Genomic DNA, 22,745 nt, shown 5'->3' on the forward strand with positions numbered 1-22,745 from the left:
TGCCGAATCCTGCCGACGGGCCTGTCGGAACTCCTCCCTCGGACCCTTGCGGCGGGTGGGATGTTCTGGTATCCGGGTGGTTACCGCAGGCGGGCTAGAACGTCTTCGTGCAGCAGTCCGTTGGTGGCGACCGCGCTGCCGCCGTGCGGACCTGCGCCGCCGTCCAGATCGGTGAACGCGCCGCCGGCCTCACGGACCAATACGTCGAGCGCTGCCAGATCCCACAGGGAAACCTCGGGTTCGGCAGCAATGTCGACGGCGCCTTCGGCCACTAGGCAGTAGGAGAAGAAGTCCCCGTAACCGCGCACGCGCCATACGTGGTCGGTGAGTTCGACGAACTGATCGCGAATTCCGCGGTCCTTCCACCCCGAGAGGCTCGAGAAGCTCAGGCTCGCTGACTCGCTGCGATCGACGGCGGATACCTGGATCGCCCGCGCATCACTGTCCCCGAAGGACGTATGTGCGCCCAAACCTGTTGCAGCCCACCATCGCCGATTCAGGGCGGGTGCGCTCACGACGCCGATAACGGGGACGCCGTCCTCGAGCAAGCTGATCAGCGTGGCCCACACCGGTACGTTGCGGACGAAGTTCTTGGTCCCGTCGATGGGGTCGACCACCCACTGCCTGCCCTCGAAGACTGCGTCGCCGCCGAATTCTTCGCCCAGTACGGAATCCTCCGGTCGGTGCTCACCGAGTGTCGCGCGCACTGCACGCTCGACAGCGAGGTCGGCGTCCGAGACAGGGGTGAGGTCCGGCTTGTCGTCGACTCGAAGATCGAGCGCACCGAAGCGGGCGCGAGTGATCGCGTCAGCCTCGTCGGCGATACGGAGGGCTAGTGCGAGGTCGGATGCGCGATCGGTCACGGGTACACAACCTACCGGCTCAAACGGGGAGGACTTCGTTCAGCTTTCCGGTGGCGACGTCGAAGACGAATCCGCGTAGGGAGGTCGTCGCGGTGACGAACGGACTGTTCTCGATGCGCTTCAACGACTGACGGACGTCCTCGTCGATGTCGGGGAACGATTCGGCAGCCCAGTTTGGTTTGATGCCGATCTCGTCCTGGATGGATCGCTTGAAGTCGTCGTCGGTGAACGTCAGCATTCCGCAGTCGGTGTGGTGGATGAGGATGATCTCGGTAGTTCCCAGCAGACGCTGGCTGATGGCGAGGGATCGGATCTCGTCGTCGGTGACGACTCCACCCGCATTGCGGATGACGTGCGATTCACCTTCCTGGATCCCCAGCACCCGATAGACGTCGATGCGGGCGTCCATGCAGGCGAGAACGGCAACGTGCTTGCTGGGTGGGAGGGGGAGCGGACCGGTGAACTGCTCGGCGTAGGCGGCGTTGTTCTGCAGGTATTCGTCGGTGACAGTCATCACTCCAGTAGGTTCCCTCGGACCCTGGTTGGCAAGGCTTCCAGTCGCGGTGATCCCAATAGGTGACGCACGGGGGAGCGGACAGGGTGACGCACAGCAGAGCCCAGGTCGGCACCCGGTAGCCTTGAGAACCGTGCATCCCGACGTAATTGCAGACCTGAACGCCCTCGACACCACCCTTCGCACCTGCGAATCGGTTGTGGACGTCGAGGAGCTGCGCCGACGCATCGACGAGCTCGAGCACCAGGCGGCCGACCCCGGTCTGTGGAACGACCAGGAACACGCCCAGCAGGTCACCAGCCAGCTCTCCCACGCCCAGGCGGAGCTTCGCCGCATCGTTGCACTGCGCGAGCGGCTCGACGAGATGCCGATCCTCTACGAACTGGCAGAAGACGAAGGCCCCGACGCGGTGGCCGATGCCGACGCCGAGCGAGCGAGCCTGCGTGACGACATCGCGGCGATGGAAGTCAAGACCATGCTGTCGGGCGAGTACGACGAGCGCGACGCACTCATCAACATCCGCTCCGGCGCCGGCGGTATCGACGCCGCAGACTGGGCCGAGATGCTCATGCGTATGTACATCCGCTGGGCGGAGAAGCACGACTACGGCGTCGAGGTCTACGACACGTCGTACGCCGAAGAAGCCGGACTCAAGAGCGCGACGTTCGCGATCAAGGGCCCGTACACCTACGGAACGCTGTCCGTCGAGATGGGCACCCACCGGCTCGTCCGAATCAGCCCGTTCGACAACCAGGGGCGTCGCCAGACGTCGTTCGCCGAGGTCGAGGTCCTGCCGGTCGTCGAGACGACCGACCACATCGAGATCAACGAGAACGACATCCGCGTCGACGTCTACCGCTCGTCCGGTCCGGGTGGCCAGTCCGTGAACACCACTGACTCCGCCGTTCGACTCACACACATCCCGACGGGAATCGTCGTCACCTGTCAGAACGAGAAGTCGCAGCTCCAGAACAAGGTGTCGGCGATGCGCGTCCTGCAGGCCAAGCTGCTCGCGGTCAAGCGTCAGGAAGAGCGCGCCGAGATGGATGCGCTCAAGGGCGACAGCGGCAGCTCGTGGGGCAACCAGATGCGTTCCTACGTTCTGCATCCGTACCAGATGGTCAAGGACCTGCGTACCGAGTACGAGGTCAACAACCCGTCGGCAGTGCTCGACGGCGACATCGACGGGTTCCTCGAGGCCGGCATTCGCTGGCGCATGAGCGAGAACCAGTCCGCATAGCGTTCGGATACCGAAAGGCACGATGACTTTACTTCGACCTGGGCAGAACCTGCTCGATTGGCTTCAAACCACCGGTTTGTCCGTCCTCATGACCGTGCTCGGCGCGATGATTCTCGCCCGGTTGGTCAGTTGGGGCGGCAACAAGGTCACCGACCAGATCGACTCCAACTATCAGTTGGGCGATGCGCTGGTTCGCTCCGAGGCGACCAAGCATCGCCACTCGGTCGCGCAGGTCATCACCTGGGTGGTCATCACGTTCATCTACGTGATCGCGACGCTGAAGGTTCTCGACCAACTGAATTTGCCGATCGGCAGTCTCGTGGCGCCGGCAACTGTTCTCGGTGCGGCGCTCGGTTTCGGTGCACAGCGCGTCGTGCAGGACATTCTTGCCGGTTTCTTCATCATCACCGAACGCCAGTACGGCTTCGGTGACACCGTCCGGCTTGCGATCACCGGCTCCTCCGACGACGCCGAAGGTGTCATCGAGGACGTGACCCTGCGCGTGACGCGGATGAGAAACTCCGACGGCGAGGTCATCACCGTTCCCAACGGCCAGATCGTGAAAGCGACCAACCTGTCCAAGGACTGGGCACGCGCCGTCATCGACGTTCCGGTTCCGGCGACTGCCGACCTCACCCGGGTCAACGAGGTACTTCGTCAGGTCGGAGTCGACGCGATGGCTGACCGTGGACTCAAGAAACTGCTGCTCGACGAGCCCACTGTCATGGGCGTCGAAAGCCTCGAGGTCGATCAGGTCAACGTGCGGATGGTTGCGCGCACGCTGCCTGGCAAACAATTCCAGGTCGGGCGAGCACTTCGTGTCCGCGTCGCCGCAGCACTGCGACGTCAGGGGATCACGGTGTCACCGGATCTGCACACCGCACGGACCGAGGAGGCGAGCGAATGACCGATCAGGAACCGCGCCGCGGACTCGACCGCCTGATTCACCTGGACTGGCTTCCGTCACGGATCTTCGGTGGCCGGATGCGCACCTCGACGTTCATTCTCGTGGTCGCCTGGATCCTCACGTATCTGCTGCACACGTACCTCAATCCGGAAGAAACGGCAGCAACTCCGCCGCCCAGCGTCGACACGTCAGTCACCGAGCCGTACATCGCTCCATCGGTCAAACCGTCGACGACGACCCCCGTGCCGTCCTCGACCGAGCAGACGACCACCGAGGCTCCGTCCTCGGAATCGAGTACGGGCAGCTCCGGTTCTCCGACGCCGACTTCTGGTCCAGCGCCTGCTCCGGGAAACGCCGAACAGTCTGCGACCACAGTGCCGACGACTCCTGCGACGACGACCGTCCCGCAACCTGGTGCGGCAATGCAGGCACCGACGTCGGTGCCACAGTCACCTGCGACCACCGGTACCGGATAAGGACGAGGGTGCTCGCGCGTGGCGCCAAGGTCACCGTTAGATAACGGCTAGACTGGCTAGTTGTGATCAGCATGAAGAATGTGTCGAAGTCCTACAAGGCCTCCACCAGGCCGGCGCTCGACAAAGTCAGCGTGGAGGTGGAGAAGGGGGAGTTCGTCTTCCTCATCGGCCCCTCCGGCTCTGGCAAGTCGACGTTCATGCGGTTGCTGCTCAAGATGGAGTCGCCCACGTCCGGTGACATCGAGGTGGCGGATTTCCACGTCAACAAGTTGGCGGCCCGCCGCGTGCCGAAGCTTCGCCAGAGCATGGGCTGTGTTTTCCAGGACTTCCGCCTGCTTCAGCAGAAGACGGTGTCCGAGAACGTCGCCTTTGCGTTGGAAGTCATCGGCAAACCCCGCAACGTCATCGCGCGCACTGTGCCCGAGGTTCTCGACATGGTCGGTCTGGCCGGCAAAGCCGATCGACTGCCCACCGAACTCTCCGGCGGTGAGCAGCAGCGCGTCGCCATCGCCCGCGCATTCGTGAACCGCCCGCTCGTGTTGCTCGCCGACGAGCCCACCGGCAACCTGGACCCCGAAACGAGCCAGGACATCATGCTGCTGCTCGAGCGGATCAACCGCACAGGCACCACCGTCGTGATGGCGACCCACGATCACCACATCGTCGACTCCATGCGTCGACGCGTCATCGAACTCGATCTCGGCAAGGTGACCAGAGACGAAGCGCGGGGTGTGTACGGCGTCGGCAGGTAGCGCCGACTACGACCACACGTCCCGTACGCCCACCGGTTGTCGTGAAACAACCGGCCTCTCGAAAAGGAATCGGATTCCCCGATGCGCGCCAGCTTTATTTTCAGCGAAGTACTGACCGGCCTACGCCGCAACATCACGATGACCATCGCCATGATCTTGACGACGGCGATCTCCCTCGGTCTCTTCGGCGGTGGTCTGCTGGTCGTGCAGATGGCAGGCAAGACCCAGCAGATCTTCCTCGAACGCGTCGAGGTGCAGATCTTCCTGACCGACGACATCTCTTCGGCTGATCCCGGTTGCGAGCAGGAGATCTGCAGTTCGTTGCGCAAGGAACTCGAGCAGACTCCGTCCGTCGTCGCGGTTCAGTACCTCAACCGCGAAGACGCCGTGAAGGACGCCACCGAGCGCGTGTTCAAGGACCAGCCCGAGCTGGCAGCGCTGGTGAGCCCGGACAGCTTCCCGGCGTCGTTCAAGGTCAAGCTCAGTGACCCGGAGCGGTTCGGCGTCATCAACGACACCTTCGGTTCGAGGCCCGGCGTCGAGAGTGTGCTCAATCAGCGCGAGTTGGTGGACCGACTGTTCAGTGTGCTCGGTGGAGTGCGCAACGCAGCGTTCGCGATCGCGATCGTCCAGGCGATCGCGGCCATCCTGCTGATCGCCAACATGGTCCAGATCGCCGCGTTCACGCGTCGTACCGAGGTCAACATCATGCGGTTGGTCGGCGCGACGCGGTGGTACACCCAGCTTCCGTTCCTCCTCGAAGCCGTCGTGGCGGCCTTGATCGGTGCGGTGCTCGCCATTGCCGGACTGTTCACGGCGAAGAACGTCTTCATCGACGGGGTCCTGTCCGATGTCTACGAAGCCAATATCGTGGCGCGGATCTCCAACAGTGACGTGCTGTTCGTCTCGCCGATCCTCGTACTTGCCGGCGTCGGAATGGCCGCGGTGACGGCGTACGTGACACTGCGTCTGTACGTCCGCGAATAATCGGTTTGCACGAGCTTCTATGCTGGAACAGCAAGAACCATTCGACAGCAAGACAGCGGACTGAGAGGCCCGGACAGTGAAGGAAAAGGGCCGCAAGGTCATTGCGACCAATCGCAAAGCACGCCACAACTACACGATCATCGACACCTACGAGGCCGGTATCGCGCTCGTCGGGACCGAGGTCAAGAGTCTGCGTGAAGGCAAGGCGTCGCTCGTTGATGCATTCGCCACCGTGGACAACGGCGAAGTGTGGTTGCGCTCGTTGCACATTCCGGAGTACACGCAAGGCACGTGGAACAACCACTCACCGCGTCGCACCCGAAAGCTCCTGCTGCACAAGCGTGAGATCGAGCACCTCGTCGGCAAGACCCGCGAGGGAAACCAGACACTGGTTCCGCTGTCGATGTACTTCAACGACGGCAAGGTCAAGGTCGAACTCGCGCTGGCAAAGGGTAAGCAGGACTACGACAAGCGCCAGGACATGGCCAAGCGGACCGCCGAGCGCGAGGTGACTCGCGAGCTCGGTCGTCGTATCAAGGGCATGCGCTGACCTCCATCCTGCTTGCCCTCGTGGCGGCAGTTGCCTACGGAGTCAGCGACTTCGTCGGGGGAGTTGCATCACGACGAGTTGCCGCACTGCGTGTGGTGATCGTCTCGTATCCGCTCTCGCTCGTCATCGTTCTGATCGCAGCACCTTTCGTATCCGGGACGCTGACACTGAATGGTTTGATCTGGGGCGCGATCGCGGGCGTCACGAGTGGTCTGGCGGTGTGGTGGTTCTATCTCGCGCTGGCAACTGGCCCCATGTCGGTGGTTTCGCCGCTGACAGCTGTTCTGGTGGCGGGTATTCCGGTGCTCGTCGGCTTCGCTTTCGGTGAGCGGCCGGGGTTGATCGCGTACCTGGGTATAGCCGTCGCGCTGGTTGCCGTCGTCCTGGTCAGCCGCGAGTCACCTGACGACACCGCGGGTGAGGTTGCCGGCGGAATCACTCTCCGCTTCACCAGGCAAGTGGCTCTTCTGAGCGTCGGAAGCGGTGGTGCCTTTGCTCTCTCGTTCATCGCACTTCACCAGATCGGCGAGGGCAGCGGGCTGTGGGCGTTGGCCGTATCTCGAGGCGCCGCGACCGTCGTGGTGTGGTTGGTCGCGCTGGCGGCCGGTCACTTCGTTCTCCCACGAGGCGAGCCACTCAAGCTCGCGGTGTACGTCAGCGTCCTCGACGTCGTCGCGAACGGGACGATGATCTACGCCTTCCAAGGCGGAATGCTCTCACTGGTCAGCGTGATCGGTTCGCTGTATCCGGCTGCGACGGTTCTGCTCGCCATGGTGATGCTGGGCGAGCGGGTAAGCCGCGTGCAACAAGCGGGAATGCTGTTGGCGCTGGCGGCGGTCGGCATGATTGCCGTCGCGGGCGCCTAGATTCTTTCGAGTTCCAGCGTTTTCAGTCCTAGTGTTTCAGCCGCGTCTGTCGGCCGGCGCTGCGCGTAGGTGAACACGCTCGCCCTGTTTCCCGAAGAGACTGATCGCCTCCGCAGGTCGGCCGTCGGCAGCGCTGATGCGGTGCGGAATGTGGGTGTCGAACTCGGCGGCCTCACCTGCCCCCATGATGAAATCCCGGTCGCCGAGTTGGAGTCGGATGCGCCCGGACAGAACGTAGACCCACTCGTAGCCCTCGTGGGATCCCGGTTCGCGATCGTCGTCGGTGGGGGAGATGATCATCTTGTAGGCCTGGAGGTTGCCGGGCTGACTGGTCAGCGGAATGACCGTCATGCATCCGACCGTTCGCGGTTCTTCTCGAACGCGGGGGTCCTTGATCTTGCTGTTCACCAGGTCGTCCAACGGGACGCCGTGTGCCTTGGCGATCGGCAGCAGCAACTCCAAGTTGGCTCGGCGAGTACCGGATTCGAGTCTCGAGAGTGTGCTGACGCTGATGTCGGTGGTCTCCGACAGGTCGGCCAGGGTCATGTCGGACTGCTGGCGCAACGCACGTAGGCGAGGGCCGATGCCGGCTAGAACGGCTTCGAACGATGTTTCGGTCATGGATCTATTTTGCCAAAGTGGCAACAGTGTTTGTCAAGAACGCGATCTCTTGTCATTCTGGATTCATGACGCAGAACTCATTCGACGTAGCAGTAATCGGAGCCGGCGCGGCGGGGCTGAACGCCGCACTCATCCTTGGTCAGGCACGCAGGTCCGTGATCGTCTTCGACAACGGATCACCACGGAACGCGGCCGCCGATCACATGAACGGATTCCTCTCCCGCGACGGCATGAACCCCGCCGAATTGTTGACCATCGGCCGAGGTGAGGTCCGCAAATTCGGCGGCGAGTTCCATGACGGCACCGTTGTCTCCGTGACACGGGACGGCGAGAAATTCTCGGTAGAACTGGCTGACGGCAGCAAGATTCAGGTGCGCAAAGTCCTTGTTGCAACGGGTCTGACGGACCGCCTGCCGGTCGAACTCGAAGTCTTCGGCGAGCGTTGGGGCCGCGACGTGTTGCACTGCCCGTACTGCCACGGGTACAGCGTGCGCGAACAGCCGCTTGGTGTCATCGCCAAGAGCGCGGAATTTGCGATGCACCAGGCCCTCATGGTTCGCCAGTGGTCCGACGACGTAGTTCTCTTCCTCCATCGAATCACCGAACTGAGTTCCGAAGATCGGGAAAAGCTTGCAGCTCGCGATATTTCGATCGTCGAGGGTGAGGTCGTCGGTCCCGTCGTCGAGAATGATCGGTTGGTCGGCGCGCGGTTGGCCGACGGCACTGTGGTCGCGCGTTCGGCGGTCTTTGTCGGTGGCGCCCTCACGATGGACCCCAACGATGCGATCTTGCGCGCGTTCGGCGCGCAGCGCGCTGAGACGATGATGGGCGATTTCGTCACAGTCGACATGATGGGGGCGACGAGTGTGCCCGGCGTGTTCGCTGCGGGCAACGTCGTCGACCCGGGTGCCCAGGTCATCATGGCCGCAGCCGCCGGGGCGAAGGCTGGAGCGGGGATCAACATGATGTTGACCAACGACGACCTCGAGGTTGCACTGGCGCTTCGCAGTTGAATTGTGCGTAGCGTGGGGTGATGGACGCAGTGAGAGTGTTGATCACGGGTGCGACCGGATACATCGGCGGACGTCTTGCCCCTCGCCTGGTCGAAGAGGGCCATCGCGTTCGAGTGGTGGTGCGCAGCCCGGAGAAACTACGCGATGTTCCCTGGCATGATTCCGTGGAGATCAAGCGTGGGGATCTGACCGACAGTGCCTCCCTCTCAGATGTTTTCGACGATATCGACGTGGTCTACTACCTCGTTCACGCCATGGGCGGTGGAGGTTCGTTCTCGGATATCGACAAGCGAAGCGCGGAGAACGTCGCCGCCGCTGCCCGCGATGCGGGGGTGCGCCGGATCGTCTACCTGGGCGGGCTTCATCCGTCCGACCGAGAGTTGTCGACTCACTTGCAGTCTCGGCTCGAAGTCGGTCGGATCCTCCTCGACTCCGAGGTTCCGACAGTTGTATTTCAAGCTGGGGTGGTGATCGGATCGGGTTCGGCGTCCTTCGAAATGGTGCGCCACTTGACCAATCGGCTTCCGGTGATGACCACACCCAAGTGGGTGCACAACAACATTCAGCCGATCGCGGTGCGTGACGTACTCCACTATTTGATCGCCGCCGCGGCGACAACGCCGGAGGTCAACCGCGCCTTCGACATCGGTGGGCCAGATGTCATGCAGTACGGCGAGATGATGAACACCTACGCCGACGTCGCAGGATTGGTACGCCGACGCATCCTCGTCTTGCCCGTCCTCACCCCGCGTCTGGCAGGTCACTGGGTGGGATTGGTCACGCCGATCCCGCGGGGCTTGGCGATGCCACTGATCGAATCACTGCAGAACGACGCGGTGATGCACAACCACGACATCGACGACTTCATCCCGCCTCCGGCCGGTGGCCTCACACCGTACCGGGAAGCTGTGCGTTTGGCGCTTCGCAAGATCGAGACCGGTGAGGTGGAGACGGCGTGGTCCGGTGCGACGATCGCGGGAGCGCCGTCCGATCCTCTTCCGTCCGACCCGGACTGGGCAGGGGAGGCAGTTTACGTAGACCACCGCGAACGTGACTGTGCTGCGGATCCGAAGACCCTCTGGTCGGTCGTCGAGTCGATCGGCGGCGAGAATGGTTGGTATTCATTCCCTTTGGCGTGGGCCATCCGGGGGTGGATGGACCGCGCGGTCGGCGGGGTCGGACTGCGCCGGGGTAGGCGGGATCCACGTCGGCTCAACACCGGTGAAGCCCTGGACTTCTGGCGGGTCGAAGAAATCGATCGAGGCAAGTTGCTCCGATTGCGCGCCGAGATGAAGGTCCCGGGCGGAGCATGGTTGGAGTTGCGAGTGTCGGAAGGTCCGGCGGGTGCGGATGGACGGCCGGTGGGTTCGCATCTCGATCAGCGTGCGGTCTTCTTCCCTCGCGGGCTCGCCGGCCGGGCGTACTGGTACTCGATCCTGCCTTTCCACGGAGTTGTCTTCCAAGGGATGATCATCAACATCACCGGTGCTGCAGAGCGTGAGACCGCAGCTATCAGGGAATCAGCTGCGGCGAAGGACACGGAAAGTGCCGCCGATTAATTGGTATGACTTCCGAACTTCGGCGCGTTATAGTGAATAGCCCCACGAAAGACGCGGGGCACACACGGGGCTGAACGGTTTCGACTGCGTGTGTTGAGTTAGGGGAAGCGTGTCGGTGCAGGCAAGAGACCACCGTAAGCGTCGCTGCAAACCTATAAGCGCCGATTCCAATCAGCGCGACTACGCTCTCGCTGCCTAAGTAGCGAAGCGTGTCTGTCAGCCCGGGGTTGCCCTCGACCCGGTTCCTGGCATCAGCTAGAGGGCTTTACTGTTCGGCTCGGTCACGGAGTCGAATGGGACATCAAACAGTGACTGGGATCGTCATCCTGGCTTGTTCGCGAGACTGGGAGATCCAAGTAGAGACTTAGCGAACTGCACACGGAGAAGCCCTAGCGATTCAACGTAGGACCCGGGTTCAATTCCCGGCAGCTCCACAACAGGTCGGGCCGGAGAGCACACGCTCTCCGGCCCGACCTTTTTGCGGTCTTGCTGCGGCACTCTGCTGAGCGCCCGGGTCTTCTTGCGATCAGGAGCCGAAGAATCCCAGGTCGACCGAGCCGACGAAGCCGGGAGCTTCCTTGGCCAGCGGCTTTCCGTCCAGATCGGCAGGCAATGCAACGCCCAGGCTTTGGAGGATGGTCGGTGTGATGTCGGCGATCGTGTACGCGTCGGTGGTCTTGCCGGCCGCGTATCCCGCACCGCGTGCAATGACGAATGTCGTTGCTTCCGCCGGCGTCTGGCCACCGTGCCCTCCAGCAGGCTTGTGGCCGTGATCCGCAGTGACCAGAACCGTCCACTTCTCACCGGTCTTCGCGGCTCGTTGATCAACGGCATCGACAATCTTGCCCACCTGAGCGTCGACCGAGGCAATGGACTCTTCGTACGCAGCGCCGTTGGTGCCGCCGCTGTGCCCCGCGCCGTCCACCTGATCGAGTTGGGTGAAGATCAGGTCAGGTCCCTTGTCGGTGATGTCGCGGGCGACGGCGTCAGCGGTCGCAGCATCGGTGGCCGCTCCGGAACCTGCATCGGCAGTGGTGACGACAACGTCGGCTTTCGGTGTGCCGCTGGATGCGATGTTGTCGATGCCGCCCCAGGTGGAGATCGACTCGGTGAGCAGAGAGGGCTGTGCTGTTTCCAACCGTGTGAACACGCTCGGGTAGAGGTCGAAGCGGGCGCCTGCGTACGTGTTGTCCTTGACACCGTGCTTGGTGTCCCAGACTCCGGTCAGGATGGTCGACCACGACGGTCCGGAGATGGTGGTGTGGCCGAGGATGGAAGATTCTCCGCTGGTTCCTTCGGCGATCAGCTTCTGGAGACGGGGAGCGTCGGCGGTCTTGATGTGGCTGAGCATGGTGCCGTCAAGGCCGATGACAACTGTCTTCTCGGCGGCCGACGGATTGAGGTCGGACGATCCGGGAATTGCTGCAGCAGTTGCAGTTCCGGCAGCAACAGCGCCGGCGAGGAGGAGTGTGATAGCGGCTGAGGTGCGAGCGATTTTCTTGGTCACGCTAAAGATATTGCGATAGGACTAGACCAATTGCACTACCTGAATGCGAGGGTTGTCTGATTGTTCACGACGGATTCAGATTGGACTAGACCAATGTTTGCTCACGCGGCCCAGCCGTCGAGGATGACGCTGACCGCGTGATCGAGGTGGAGGGGCTCTCCGCTCCACGCCGGTACGATCGCGTCGTCGGGTACGTCTCCGCGCAATAGGTCATCGGCGAACCCCTCTGTTGGCGGTGCTGGGTCGATGACGTCTCCATTGGCGTAGTGGAACTCGAACTTCTGCTCGCCGAGTGCAGAGATCGTGAACTTGCCGTCGTGCAGCGCGCGGTGGCAGGTACCGCAAAGCATGATCAAATTGTCCAAGTCCGTATTGCCGCCGCGTCCCCAGAATTTCACGTGATGTGCGTGCAGGAAGCGGGTCCGTCCGCATCCTGGTGTGCGGCAGCATCCGTCGCGGTAGTTCAATGCCAACATTTGTTTAGCGCTGACGACGCGAGTCCGCCGACCTAGATTCAGAACGCATCCTTCCTTGGTCGTTCCCAGGCGAAGCTTGGCGTTGCAGAGCACTTCCTCAGCGGCATTTTGAGGCAATGCGGGTCCGCTCGGCACTCGGACGGTGTTCGCTTCGTGGAAGAACACAACTTCGTTCGCGGCGGCCTTGGGCGTGCGGTCCGTGACTGCGGCGGTGGCGAGCTCTCCCATCGCGACGAGACCTGGCCCGATATTTCCGACCGGGTTCTTTGCGGCCTTCTCGTCGACGGGGCGGATGGCGGCGATTCGGGTGCGTTCACGTTCCGCCACAGCTAACGCTGCGAGGATTCGGGCGCCGTCCTGCGCAGGCAGGCGTCCTTTGATGACAAATTCGCCCGTATCCGGGTCCCAATGCCAGCGGACCTGAAGATGTTCGACTGCTTTGGTTTTGCCGGATTCGTTGTCGGTTGCTTTACGCAGACCTGCGGCGAGACGATCGATCTGGGCTGCGGGCGCCTCACATCCGAACCGAACCATCTGCTTTTCGTTGGAGGGCGTGGTGACCCGGGTGAGGGCGCGAACCTTCGAGTAGGACAGGCGGCCTTGCTCGAAGGCCTTCCGCATCTCGGGCAAAGGTCGGAGCGCTTTGGCGACGCGAACGTATTCACGGCCGGTGTGCAGGCTCATTCCGCACTTCCACGACAACCAGTGGGCGCACGAGTGAAGTCCCGGACCGGTCCATCCGCGGTCTTCGTCGAATTTCGACAGGAGGGTAAGGAATCGAGCCGTGGCCGCGGCGATCTGGCCGGCGAGGGCGCAGATTTCCGAGCCGAGCTGATCCACGTCGTCTCGGTTGGAACCCTGCGTATCTTCATCGATCAGTGCTGCGTTCTCGGTTAATGCTGCGTTCATGGTTGCCCCCCGGCTCGAGTCCGACATCATTTCGAATGTACGTTCGATGGTAGATGTGGGTGCCGACACCTTCACGGATACGGGGTGAAAGCGTCCCCGCGGGGACGTCTAACTGCTTCCGATCGAGTACTCGGCGTAGGTGCCGACATCCTTGAAGCCGAGGTTTCGATAGAGCTGTGCGCCGTCGCTGGACGCCTGAAGTACTGCTGTTCGGGCACCTCGCTCGCGGGCGATGTCGAGTGCGGCAAGGGTGACCGCCGAGCCGAATCCGCGTCGGCGAGCCGTTTCGAGTGTGACGACGCCATACAGGCCGGCGACGCCGGCGGCAAAGTGGACCTCGGCTCCGGCGACAGGCTGGGAGTTCGCGTACCCCACGACAAACGAACTCCGCGAACGCTCATCGAGGGCGGCATCAGCGGTGTCTTCGAAGAATCCAATTACTGCGGCTGAGGGCGGCGACCAGTTGGCGGCCATCACGGCGGCATAGTCGGCGAGCTGGGTACGAGTAGTCACCCGATGAACGGAGAGTTCTGGGACAGGCGTCGGATGAGGGACGACGTCAAGGTCCGCCGTCATCGCTCGTTCTTCCTCGGAGCGCACGCAGCCGAGGGCGGACAGGCGAGCCCCGAGGTCAGAGGGATTATCGCGGGGTCCGGTCCACCAGGAGAACGGATGTCCGGTTGCCCGAATCGAGGCGAGGATGTCGATCAGTCGCCGATCTTCGGGCCCGTCGGCAGGTACGGCGAAGCGAGCACCAGCGATGATGTTGAAAGTGTCGTCGGCGAGGCCGCTGTCTGCGACGACAACGTCCGCAGTGACCGTGACCGATGCAGTCGGCAAGTGTTCATGCAGGTGGCAGGCATGGGAAACCAAGTTGGCGTCCATGGCGTCGAGGACGTCACCGACGAGTGCTTCACGATTCACAAAAGAAATTCTACGAACCCCATCCAAATGGTTTTCGGCTCCGAATGCCATGCATGACGCCCAACCGACGGCAACAGCAGGACGGTGACCAGCACCTGGTGGTGCTCGTGCTGCCTGGAGGAAAGGTCTCGAGCCATCGCCCGGCTCGCGCCTGGCATCTGTCCAACCTTCGGATGCGCCCGTTCACCGCTCAGCTTCGCCGCTCCGGTGTGAGAGCGGTGCAGGCTCGCTATCGGGTGCGTGGTTGGAACGGTGCCGAGCGCAGTCCGGTCGCCGACGCGCGAGCCGCACTCGACGCGATAACGAAACGTAATGCACAAGCTCGGGTGATTTTGCTGGGCCACTCGATGGGCGGACGGGTCGCCGCCGAACTGTGTGGCGATCCGGCGGTGGTCGGTGTGGTTGCGCTGGCGCCGTGGTGGCCCGATGGAACGTCGGTGAATCTGCGTTCGGACACACCACTGGTTGTGCTCCACGGCACGGCCGACTCGTGGACCGACCCGGCAGCGTCTCGTCGGAAAGTTGACGAACTGCAGAAGTCGGGTAACAGCGCTGAATGGATCGGCATCGACGGCGCAGGCCACTTCATGCTCCGTCGGGCGGCGACCTGGCATCGCCTCGTCGCGGATGCAATCGCACGAATGAGTCGCGGGGTAGCCGCAACAAAGATGGGAGAACGACGATGAGTTCCGACAAGCGCAAGGTGGCCGTCGTCGGTAGTGGTGTCGCAGGTCTGACAGCGGCGTGGGTGCTCAGTAAGGACAGTGACGTCACCCTCTACGAAGCGGATTCACGGCTCGGCGGGCACGCGGACACCCATTCGGTCACCGACCCGGAAGGGCGAAGCCTCGCCATCGACACGGGGTTCATCGTTCACAACGATCGCACCTATCCGACATTGTTGCGATTGTTCGCAGAACTCGATGTGCCTACGCAGGAATCCGACATGAGTATGTCGGTCAGGTGTGGGGGTTGCGGTCTCGAGTACTCGGGGGGCCAAGGGTTGCGCGGCGTTCTCCCGACGCCGGGGCTCCTTGTCAACGGCAGCTTTCTGTCCATGTTGATGGAGGTCAAGCGCTTCCATCGCCGTGCCCGCGCTCTGCTCGACAACACGGATCCGTCGGCACCCGACCAGACACTGGGAGTGTTTCTGCGCAGCGGCCGGTTCTCCGACTACTTCACCGCTCACTTCATGACTCCGCTCGTGTCGGCAGTCTGGTCGTGTGATCCCGGCTCGGCGCTGAAGTATCCCGCGCGGTACCTGTTCTCGTTCCTCGATCACCACGGAATGCTGAGCGTCACTGGATCGCCGACCTGGCGAACAGTCACCGGTGGATCGGGCGAATACGTTCGTCTCGTCGCCAAAAGTATCGGGGATATCCGCCTGAACACGCCAGTTCGCGCCGTCCAACGGTTCGACGATCGCGTCGACATTCGTGACGGCGACGACCAGATCCAGACCTTCGACGCAGTTGTGGTCGCAACGCATCCGCAGCAAGCACTGAAGATTTTGGCGGATCCGACGCCTGCCGAATCCCAGGTCCTCGGCGCAATGCCGTACTCCGTCAACCACACCCAACTTCACACGGACGAAAATGTGCTGCCCGGCAACACCAATGCGCGCGCGTCGTGGAACTACTACATCCCTGAATGCAACGCGAAGCCAGATCACGTTCTGGTCAGCTACGACATGACGAGGTTGCAGCGGCTGCCGGAGACCGGTCGGCGCTACCTGGTGACGTTGGGGGGAGACGAAATGGTGTCCCCGGACTCGGTGATCGATCAGATGACCTACGAGCATCCGCAGTACACACCCACCTCCGTCGCCGCTCAAGCGCGGCTTCCCGAGTTGGACTCGGACGTGCTCGCGTTTGCCGGTGCGTACCACGGATGGGGCTTCCACGAGGACGGTGCACTGTCTGGCCTGCGTGCCGCCGAACGCGTCGGAGGTCGGTGGCCGTGACTGCACCCATCACGCCGTCCATCGTTCATACGAGCATCCGGCACGTACGAACGGAGCCGTTGCACAACGAGTTCGAGTACCGAAGCTACAGCTGGCTCGTCGACGTCGACGATCTGCCCGAGCTCCCGAAGGCTTTGCGACCCTTGGCGAAGTTCGACGCCGGAGATCACCTCGGCGACCCCACCCGATCGATTCGTGCCAACGTCGAGTCTTTTCTGGCAACTAACGGATTGGAGTTCGCCGGCGGCCGCATCCTCATGCTTGCGAACGCACGTGTTCTCGGGCATGTGTTCAACCCACTGAGTGTGTTCTGGTGTCTGAACGACGACGGCAGTCAGCGGTGCGTCGTTGCCGAGGTTCACAACACCTACGGCGAGCGGCATTGCTACCTGCTCGAAACCGACGAACGCGGCGGGGCTCGCACGTCCAAAGAGTTCTACGTGTCTCCATTCAACGATCTGGACGGCGAGTACCGGATGCGACTTCCGCTACCCGACACCGCGCTCGCGCTCTCGATAGTTCTGGCCCGTGACGGCAAGGCGCCATTCGTAGCCACGGTGTCCGGTCGTTGTGTGCCGGCGACGACGCGCGAGATCGTCCGCAGTGCGCTCTCCATCCCGCTGGCTCCGCTCCGAGTCGCCGCGCAGATCAGATTTCAAGGAATCCGGCTGTGGGCCAGGCGCTTACCCATCGTTCCCCGACCGCAACATCACCCGCAGGAGGCAGTGCAATGACCACGACCACTCTCGGCACCGAACCTTCCGCTCACACGATCGAAACCGAGCGGTGGCCGGGCGTTGCCACGGTGCCCAGCGGCTTCAAAGTGAGGGTTGCGTCGCCGGTTGCCCGCGCTCTGTTCCACAAGGCGGTCGCGCGCTTGCCGCTGCGCGTTCAGATGCCCAACGGTGAGTTCTCCGGTGGAGGTAGTCCGGATTCGCCGTTGATGGTCATCCACCGTCCAGACGACTTCGCTGCTCGTGTGGGCGACAGTGGGTTGATCGGATTCGGCGAGTCGTACATGGCGGGCGATTGGGAAGCCTCCGACCTCACCGCGGTCCTGGAAGTCTTCGCCTCCCGGGTGGCGACGCTGATTCCCGACTTCCTGCAGCGGCTACGAGGCCTCTACATTCCGAAGCAGCCTCGCAGTGAGCGGAATTCGACGCAGAACACGCGCTCGAACATCTCCCGGCACTACGACCTCTCGAACGAGATGTTCGAACTGTTCCTCGACGACACCATGACGTATTCCAGTGCTCTCTTCGAGGATCTGTCGATGGGAGCTACCCCGTCGTGGGACGCGTTCGCAGCGGCTCAGCATCGGAAGATCGATCGCCTGCTGGACGGTGCGGGTGTCGGTCCCGGTTCGCGAGTGCTCGAAATCGGCACAGGCTGGGGAGAATTGGCGATCCGAGCAGCCGAGCGCGGAGCAACGGTGCGCTCAGTGACACTGTCGGTCGAACAGCAGGAATTGGCAGCGAAGCGGATAAGCGCTGCGGGACTGGCAGATCGCGTTCAGGTCGACCTTCTCGACTATCGGCAAGTACAGGGGGAGTACGACGCCGTCGTGTCGGTCGAGATGATCGAGGCTGTCGGCCACCAGTACTGGGGAAGCTACTTCCAGACGATCGACGCCCTGCTGGCGCCGGGTGGGCGCGCGGCGATCCAAGCCATCACGATGCCGCACGATCGGATGCTCGCGACCCGCAACACCTACACCTGGGTGCACAAGTACATCTTCCCCGGCGGATTTCTCCCGTCGGTGCGGGCGATAGAGGACGTCACCGAACGCATGACAACCCTTCGGGTGCGTGAGCGGATGTCGATGGGCGATCACTACGCGCAGACGTTGCGGCTGTGGGACGAGCGTTTCAGTGCTCGCACCGACGAAGCGTCCGCGCTTGGGTTCGACGCAGTGTTCGCGCGCATGTGGCATTTCTATCTCTGCTACTCCGAGGCAGGGTTTCGCTCGGGATATCTCGACGTCCAGCAAATTGTTCTCGATCGGAGGAACCAGCGATGACCGCCACGATGGATCGAACGGCGCAAGATGCCGGCGTTGCGGGCCGTCTCTCGGACATCCTCAGTCCACTTGTCGGCGGCGAACTTCCGGTGAGATTGACTGCTTGGGACGGCAGCACAGCAGGTCCGGAAGATGCTCCGAAAGTGACGCTCTACAGCCCGAATGTGCTGCGACGCTTGCTCTGGAATCCCGGCGAGTTGGGAGCGGCGCAGGCATATGTTCTCGGTGAACTCGACGTCGAAGGCGATCTCGGTGATGCGCTCACACACGTGTGGAAGGTCTCTGCCGAGCGGGGGCTCGGGTCGATCACCCCGACCCCGTCTCTCGTCCTGGCCGCGGTCAAGGCTGCGCGATCCTTCGGTGCTTTCGGGAGACCTTTGGCTCCACCGTCGTCGCAGGCTCAGGTGAAGGGCCGCTTGCACAGTCTCGCGCGCGACCGCGAGGCGATCGGGCACCACTACGATTTGTCGAACGATTTCTACCAACTGATCCTCGATGAGAACATGGCGTACTCCTCGGGCTATTGGACTTCCGATGCGCCGGAATACACGCTCGAAGACTCACAGACAGACAAGCTGGATCTGGTGTGCCGCAAGGTCGGTCTCGATCGGGCGCGAGGCCTACGGTTCCTCGATGTCGGCTGTGGTTGGGGCTCGCTGAGCCTGCATGCAGCGCGTGAGTACGGCGCTCGGGTGGTCGGCATCACGATCTCAGCGGAGCAGAAGGCTTTTGTCGACGCGAAGATCCGCGAACTCGGTTTGGAAGACTGGGTCGAGATCCGGCTCCAAGATTATCGTGAGATTCCGGACGGGCCCTTCGATGCGGTCGCGTCGATCGAGATGGGTGAGCATGTCGGTGAGGACAACTATCCGACATACGTGAAAGCGCTCCACGACAACGTTATTGCCGGTGGCCGTGTGCTGATTCAGCAGATGTCACGCACCGGTGCGCACCCCGGGGGAGGTCCGTTCATCGAGTCGTTCATCGCGCCGGACATGTACATGCGGCCGGTCGGTCGCACTGTTGCGATGATCGAGGAAGGTGGACTCGAAGTCCGGGACGTGCACGCCCTGCGTGAGCACTACGTGCGGACCGTCGACGCGTGGATCGAGACCTTCGAATCGAACTGGGATCGCGTCGTGGATCTCGTGGGTGTCGAAGTCGCTCGGGTGTGGCGTCTCTACCTCGTCGGCGGAGGAATGGCATTTCGGGACGGCAGGATGGGCGTCGATCAGATTCTGTCGGTCCGGCCGCACGGTGATGGTCGATCGGATATGGAATCGGTCCGGCCGCAGTGGGTGTCGCGGCGATGAACGGATTCGACTGGGGCGCATTCGGAGTAGTCACGCTCACGAGCCTGTTGGCGATCGCCGTCGGAATGGCAGTGACAGCCACCATCGGTGTACGGATCGGGCGGCACAATGTTGTCGACGTGTCGTGGGGCGCCGGCTTCGTTCTGATCGCCCTCGTGTCCGCGGTAGTTGGAACCGGCGACCTCTGGCGCCGGTTGCTGATGCTGGCGCTGGTGGCGATCTGGGGTCTGCGGTTGGCGACGCACATGGCGATCAGATCCCGCGGCAAGGGTGAAGACCCGCGGTACGAAGAAATGCTCGGACGAGCGACGGGTAATCGAACGCTGTATGCGCTCCGCAAGATTTATCTCACGCAGGGGATTTCGTTATGGTTCGTCTCCCTGCCGATCCAGGTCGCAGCAGTATCGAACGGTAGCTTCGGGCTTCTTGTTGTGCTCGGAATCGTGCTGTGGATTGTCGGCGTCACGTTCGAGACGGTCGGCGACCGGCAGATGGAGGAATTCAAATCCGATCCGGGTAGCCGTGGCCACATCATGGATCAAGGCTTGTGGGCGTGGACGCGGCATCCCAACTATTTCGGCGACGCATGCGTCTGGTGGGGGATCTTCCTCGTCTCGGCGTCCGTGTGGCCGGGAGTGTTGACTGTCCTCTCGCCGATCGCCATGACGTACTTCCTGGTCTTCGCCACCGGTGCGCGGTTGCTCGAGCGACATATGGAACAGCGTCCGGGTTATCGCGAGTACCAGCAGCGGACAAGTTACTTCATTCCGCGCCCGCCGAAAGCCCGATCCGGGACGTAGGCTCTTTCGGGTGAGGCGAGAGCATGGGTGATCTGAAGCTGCCGGGTGCGGTGGGAGCGGTTGCCGTCGGCGGAGCATTGGGGGCACTGAGTCGATACGGGCTGGGGGAGCTCTTTCCCCACATCTGGACGACGCTGGTCATCAACGTCGTCGGCTCGTTCGTTCTCGGTGTTCTCGCGGCCCTCCTCGTCCACAACAAGGTTGGGTACCTCTTTCTCGGCACCGGGTTCTGTGGCGGCTTCACCACTTTCTCGTCCTTCGCGGTTCACGCCGTGACGGAGAGTCCGTGGCGATCGATTCTCTATGTTCTCGGGACGCTGATTCCCGCGATCCTCGCCGCTGCACTGGGCAAAGGGCTCGGTGAACGCTGGATCCGCGCGCGGGACGGCGCGCCGGCATGACAGTTCTCCTGGTGGCACTCGGCGGCGGCGCTGGTGCGAGCGGCCGGTACCTGTTGGCGCGGTATGTACCCGCGTACAAGGGATTCCCGGCTGCGACGTTCGCCGCCAACGTGATCGGCTGCTTCCTCCTTGGATTGTTCACCGGGGCAGCTCTTTCCACCGAGATGGCCGCACTTCTGGCGACCGGATTCTGCGGTGGCTTGTCCACCTACTCGACCTTTGCGAACGAGAATGTCGGGATGGTCGAGAGGCGCCAGACGGCCCTCTCGCTGATCTACATCGTCGTCAGTTTGATCGTCGGACTGTCCGCTGCGTGGTTGGGAATCCAGATCACGGATTGACCGATCCGGCGTCGAGCGTGCACGCCACGCGGCCAGGGTAGACAATTGTCCACAGTCGCGTCGACACAGTGGTCGACCACCGGGCCGAGGGGGATTCGTGGCGCACGAACGAGCAGGACAAGTGGCTCTGCCAGAGGATCTGATCGACGTTCCTCATCTGGTCACCGCGTATTACACGCGCACCCCGGATCCCGAGAACCCGATGCAGCAGGTACTTTTCGGCACTTCAGGACATCGCGGTTCCAGTCTCGACGCGGCGTTCAACGAAGCTCACATCCTGGCGACAACCCAGGCGATCGTCGAGTACCGCGCTTCGCAGGGCATCGACGGACCACTGTTCATCGGCCGCGATACACATGCGCTCTCGGAGCCTGCCTGGCTGTCGGCCTTGGAGGTTCTGGTCGCCAACGACGTCGTCGTCCTCGTCGATTCACGTGATGCCTACACGCCCACCCCGGCGGTCAGTCACGCGATCTTGCGGTACAACTCGACGGGACCGGAGGCAAAGGCCGACGGCATCGTCGTGACGCCTTCACACAATCCGCCGCGTGACGGCGGCTTCAAATACAACCCGCCACACGGCGGACCCGCGGATACGGATGCGACGTCGGTTATCGCCGATCGAGCGAACGAGCTACTACGCAAGGGGCTTTCCGGGGTACGGCGTGTCACGGCGGCGCAGGCGCTGGACCGCGTCGAACGCTACGACTTCCTCCGGTACTACGTCGAAGACCTCCCCTCCGTCCTCAACCTCGATGCAATCCGCGATGCCGGAATCAGGATCGGTGCAGATCCCCTCGGCGGGGCAAGCGTCGACTACTGGGGCGCGATTGCCGAAACTCATCGACTCGACCTCGAAGTGGTGAATCCGCTCGTCGATCCGACCTGGCGATTCATGACGCTCGACACTGACGGCAAGATCCGCATGGACTGCTCGTCGCCCGACGCGATGGCGTCGCTGATCGGAATTCGGGATCGCTACGACATCGCGACCGGAAACGATGCAGACTCCGACCGCCATGGCATCGTCACACCCGACGGCGGTTTGATGAACCCGAATCACTATCTCGCCGTTGCCATCGAGTATCTCTTCGCGAACCGGCCAGGGTGGCGCGCAGACACCAAGGTGGGCAAGACACTCGTGAGTTCCTCGATGATCGACCGCGTGGTCAGCAGTGTGGGCCGCGAATTGCTCGAGGTTCCAGTCGGTTTCAAGTGGTTCGTTCCCGGTCTGCTCGACGGGTCGGTGGGATTCGGCGGCGAGGAAAGCGCCGGTGCATCCTTCCTCCGCCACGACGGTTCCGTCTGGACGACGGACAAGGACGGCATCATCCTTGCGTTGCTCGCGTCGGAAATCACCGCGGTGACGGGAAAGTCTCCGTCAGCGCATTACGACGCGTTGGCCGAGAAGTTCGGGAGCCCGGCGTACGCGCGGATCGATGCGCCCGCGACACGCGCACAGAAGGCAGTCTTGGCGAAACTGTCTCCCGATCAGGTGAGTGCGACCGAACTGGCGGGTGAACCGATCACGGCGACACTGACCGCGGCGCCCGGAAACGGCGCGGCGATCGGTGGTCTCAAGGTGACGACAGAGAACGCGTGGTTTGCAGCGAGGCCGTCCGGCACGGAGGACGTGTACAAGATTTATGCCGAGTCGATGAAGGGCGCCGATCATCTGGCTCAGGTTCAGGCAGCGGCCAAGGACTTGGTGTCCGGCGTCTTGAAGGCGAACTAGCTCGCGGA

General features: G+C 62.7%; 24 protein-coding genes and 1 other RNA gene. 19 read left to right on the forward strand and 6 right to left on the reverse strand.

What is annotated here, in order from left to right:
• Window positions 1-80 precede the first annotated feature (80 nt).
• Entirely contained in the window at window positions 81-863 is a 783-nt protein-coding gene (hisN, locus tag ABX74_RS19365; protein WP_019747847.1) for a histidinol-phosphatase, read from the reverse strand.
• A gap of 19 nt (window positions 864-882) precedes the next feature.
• On the reverse strand, window positions 883-1,377 hold the full coding sequence (locus ABX74_RS19370; RefSeq protein ID WP_019747848.1) for a beta-class carbonic anhydrase: 495 nt from the start codon (window positions 1,375-1,377) through the stop codon (window positions 883-885).
• A 133-nt stretch (window positions 1,378-1,510) separates the two neighbouring features.
• On the opposite strand from ABX74_RS19370, the gene prfB reads away from it, so the two are divergent.
• From prfB to ABX74_RS19405, 7 genes are all read left to right on the forward strand, one after another.
• Entirely contained in the window at window positions 1,511-2,617 is a 1,107-nt protein-coding gene (gene prfB / locus ABX74_RS19375; RefSeq protein WP_003942364.1) for a peptide chain release factor 2, read from the forward strand.
• 22 nt (window positions 2,618-2,639) lie between these two features.
• Window positions 2,640-3,524, forward strand: a complete 885-nt coding sequence (locus tag ABX74_RS19380; RefSeq protein ID WP_019747849.1) for a mechanosensitive ion channel family protein — start codon at window positions 2,640-2,642, stop codon at window positions 3,522-3,524.
• On the forward strand, window positions 3,521-4,000 hold the full coding sequence (locus ABX74_RS19385; RefSeq protein ID WP_047889480.1) for a hypothetical protein: 480 nt from the start codon (window positions 3,521-3,523) through the stop codon (window positions 3,998-4,000). The genes ABX74_RS19380 and ABX74_RS19385 overlap by 4 nt, the downstream gene beginning before the upstream one ends.
• A gap of 71 nt (window positions 4,001-4,071) precedes the next feature.
• Window positions 4,072-4,752, forward strand: a complete 681-nt coding sequence (ftsE, locus tag ABX74_RS19390) for a cell division ATP-binding protein FtsE (RefSeq protein WP_020969258.1) — start codon at window positions 4,072-4,074, stop codon at window positions 4,750-4,752.
• 81 nt (window positions 4,753-4,833) lie between these two features.
• Complete coding sequence (gene ftsX / locus ABX74_RS19395) at window positions 4,834-5,739, forward strand: permease-like cell division protein FtsX (RefSeq protein WP_003942367.1); 906 nt, start codon at window positions 4,834-4,836, stop codon at window positions 5,737-5,739.
• A gap of 76 nt (window positions 5,740-5,815) precedes the next feature.
• Window positions 5,816-6,289 (forward strand): SsrA-binding protein SmpB, encoded by a 474-nt coding sequence (gene smpB / locus ABX74_RS19400; RefSeq protein ID WP_003942330.1) that lies wholly within the window; start codon window positions 5,816-5,818, stop codon window positions 6,287-6,289.
• Between the two features lie 8 nt (window positions 6,290-6,297).
• On the forward strand, window positions 6,298-7,155 hold the full coding sequence (locus ABX74_RS19405) for a DMT family transporter (RefSeq protein ID WP_082148532.1): 858 nt from the start codon (window positions 6,298-6,300) through the stop codon (window positions 7,153-7,155).
• A 36-nt stretch (window positions 7,156-7,191) separates the two neighbouring features.
• Here the strand turns inward: ABX74_RS19405 and ABX74_RS19410 are convergent, their stop codons facing one another.
• Complete coding sequence (locus tag ABX74_RS19410) at window positions 7,192-7,776, reverse strand: helix-turn-helix domain-containing protein (protein WP_007731290.1); 585 nt, start codon at window positions 7,774-7,776, stop codon at window positions 7,192-7,194.
• A 65-nt stretch (window positions 7,777-7,841) separates the two neighbouring features.
• On the opposite strand from ABX74_RS19410, the gene ABX74_RS19415 reads away from it, so the two are divergent.
• The 3 genes from ABX74_RS19415 to ssrA all read left to right on the forward strand — a co-directional run bounded on the left by ABX74_RS19415 (window position 7,842) and on the right by ssrA (window position 10,785).
• A complete protein-coding gene (locus ABX74_RS19415) occupies window positions 7,842-8,789 on the forward strand; it encodes an NAD(P)/FAD-dependent oxidoreductase (RefSeq protein ID WP_029255069.1) in 948 nt (315 codons plus the stop codon).
• Between the two features lie 20 nt (window positions 8,790-8,809).
• Window positions 8,810-10,348, forward strand: a complete 1,539-nt coding sequence (locus ABX74_RS19420) for an SDR family oxidoreductase (RefSeq protein ID WP_047889482.1) — start codon at window positions 8,810-8,812, stop codon at window positions 10,346-10,348.
• 66 nt (window positions 10,349-10,414) lie between these two features.
• Window positions 10,415-10,785, forward strand: a transfer-messenger RNA (tmRNA) gene (gene ssrA / locus ABX74_RS29990).
• Window positions 10,786-10,874: 89 nt separating this feature from the next.
• Here ssrA and ABX74_RS19425 read toward each other — a convergent pair.
• From ABX74_RS19425 to ABX74_RS19435, 3 genes are all read right to left on the reverse strand, one after another.
• Entirely contained in the window at window positions 10,875-11,855 is a 981-nt protein-coding gene (locus ABX74_RS19425) for an alkaline phosphatase family protein (protein ID WP_046378361.1), read from the reverse strand.
• A 101-nt stretch (window positions 11,856-11,956) separates the two neighbouring features.
• Window positions 11,957-13,240: an HNH endonuclease signature motif containing protein gene (locus ABX74_RS19430; RefSeq protein WP_047889483.1), complete on the reverse strand. Its 1,284-nt coding sequence runs from the start codon at window positions 13,238-13,240 to the stop codon at window positions 11,957-11,959.
• Window positions 13,241-13,348: 108 nt separating this feature from the next.
• On the reverse strand, window positions 13,349-14,164 hold the full coding sequence (locus ABX74_RS19435) for a GNAT family N-acetyltransferase (RefSeq protein WP_220463453.1): 816 nt from the start codon (window positions 14,162-14,164) through the stop codon (window positions 13,349-13,351).
• Between the two features lie 53 nt (window positions 14,165-14,217).
• Here ABX74_RS19435 and ABX74_RS19440 point away from each other — a divergent pair, with 53 nt between their 5' ends.
• The 9 genes from ABX74_RS19440 (at window position 14,218) to pgm (ending at window position 22,737) form a co-directional block, all read left to right on the forward strand.
• Window positions 14,218-14,850 carry an alpha/beta hydrolase gene (locus tag ABX74_RS19440; RefSeq protein WP_041814884.1) on the forward strand — a complete coding sequence of 211 codons (633 nt, stop codon included), beginning with the start codon at window positions 14,218-14,220 and terminating at the stop codon, window positions 14,848-14,850.
• A complete protein-coding gene (locus ABX74_RS19445) occupies window positions 14,847-16,127 on the forward strand; it encodes an NAD(P)/FAD-dependent oxidoreductase (RefSeq protein ID WP_047889484.1) in 1,281 nt (426 codons plus the stop codon). Before ABX74_RS19440 ends, ABX74_RS19445 begins: the two co-directional genes overlap by 4 nt.
• On the forward strand, window positions 16,118-16,861 hold the full coding sequence (locus ABX74_RS19450) for a DUF1365 domain-containing protein (RefSeq protein WP_047889485.1): 744 nt from the start codon (window positions 16,118-16,120) through the stop codon (window positions 16,859-16,861). Before ABX74_RS19445 ends, ABX74_RS19450 begins: the two co-directional genes overlap by 10 nt.
• Complete coding sequence (locus ABX74_RS19455; RefSeq protein ID WP_047889486.1) at window positions 16,858-18,147, forward strand: SAM-dependent methyltransferase; 1,290 nt, start codon at window positions 16,858-16,860, stop codon at window positions 18,145-18,147. The genes ABX74_RS19450 and ABX74_RS19455 overlap by 4 nt, the downstream gene beginning before the upstream one ends.
• Window positions 18,144-19,460, forward strand: a complete 1,317-nt coding sequence (locus tag ABX74_RS19460) for an SAM-dependent methyltransferase (protein ID WP_047889487.1) — start codon at window positions 18,144-18,146, stop codon at window positions 19,458-19,460. The genes ABX74_RS19455 and ABX74_RS19460 overlap by 4 nt, the downstream gene beginning before the upstream one ends.
• Window positions 19,457-20,260 (forward strand): DUF1295 domain-containing protein, encoded by an 804-nt coding sequence (locus ABX74_RS19465; RefSeq protein WP_047889506.1) that lies wholly within the window; start codon window positions 19,457-19,459, stop codon window positions 20,258-20,260. The genes ABX74_RS19460 and ABX74_RS19465 overlap by 4 nt, the downstream gene beginning before the upstream one ends.
• Window positions 20,261-20,283: 23 nt before the next feature.
• On the forward strand, window positions 20,284-20,661 hold the full coding sequence (locus tag ABX74_RS19470; RefSeq protein WP_021334356.1) for a fluoride efflux transporter FluC: 378 nt from the start codon (window positions 20,284-20,286) through the stop codon (window positions 20,659-20,661).
• A complete protein-coding gene (crcB, locus tag ABX74_RS19475) occupies window positions 20,658-21,002 on the forward strand; it encodes a fluoride efflux transporter CrcB (RefSeq protein ID WP_019747865.1) in 345 nt (114 codons plus the stop codon). Before ABX74_RS19470 ends, crcB begins: the two co-directional genes overlap by 4 nt.
• 97 nt (window positions 21,003-21,099) lie before the next feature.
• A complete protein-coding gene (gene pgm / locus ABX74_RS19480; protein WP_021334357.1) occupies window positions 21,100-22,737 on the forward strand; it encodes a phosphoglucomutase (alpha-D-glucose-1,6-bisphosphate-dependent) in 1,638 nt (545 codons plus the stop codon).
• Window positions 22,738-22,745 lie beyond the last annotated feature (8 nt).

The organism is Rhodococcus sp. ARP2 (genome assembly GCF_001029585.1).
Lineage (GTDB): Bacteria > Actinomycetota > Actinomycetes > Mycobacteriales > Mycobacteriaceae > Rhodococcus_F > Rhodococcus_F erythropolis.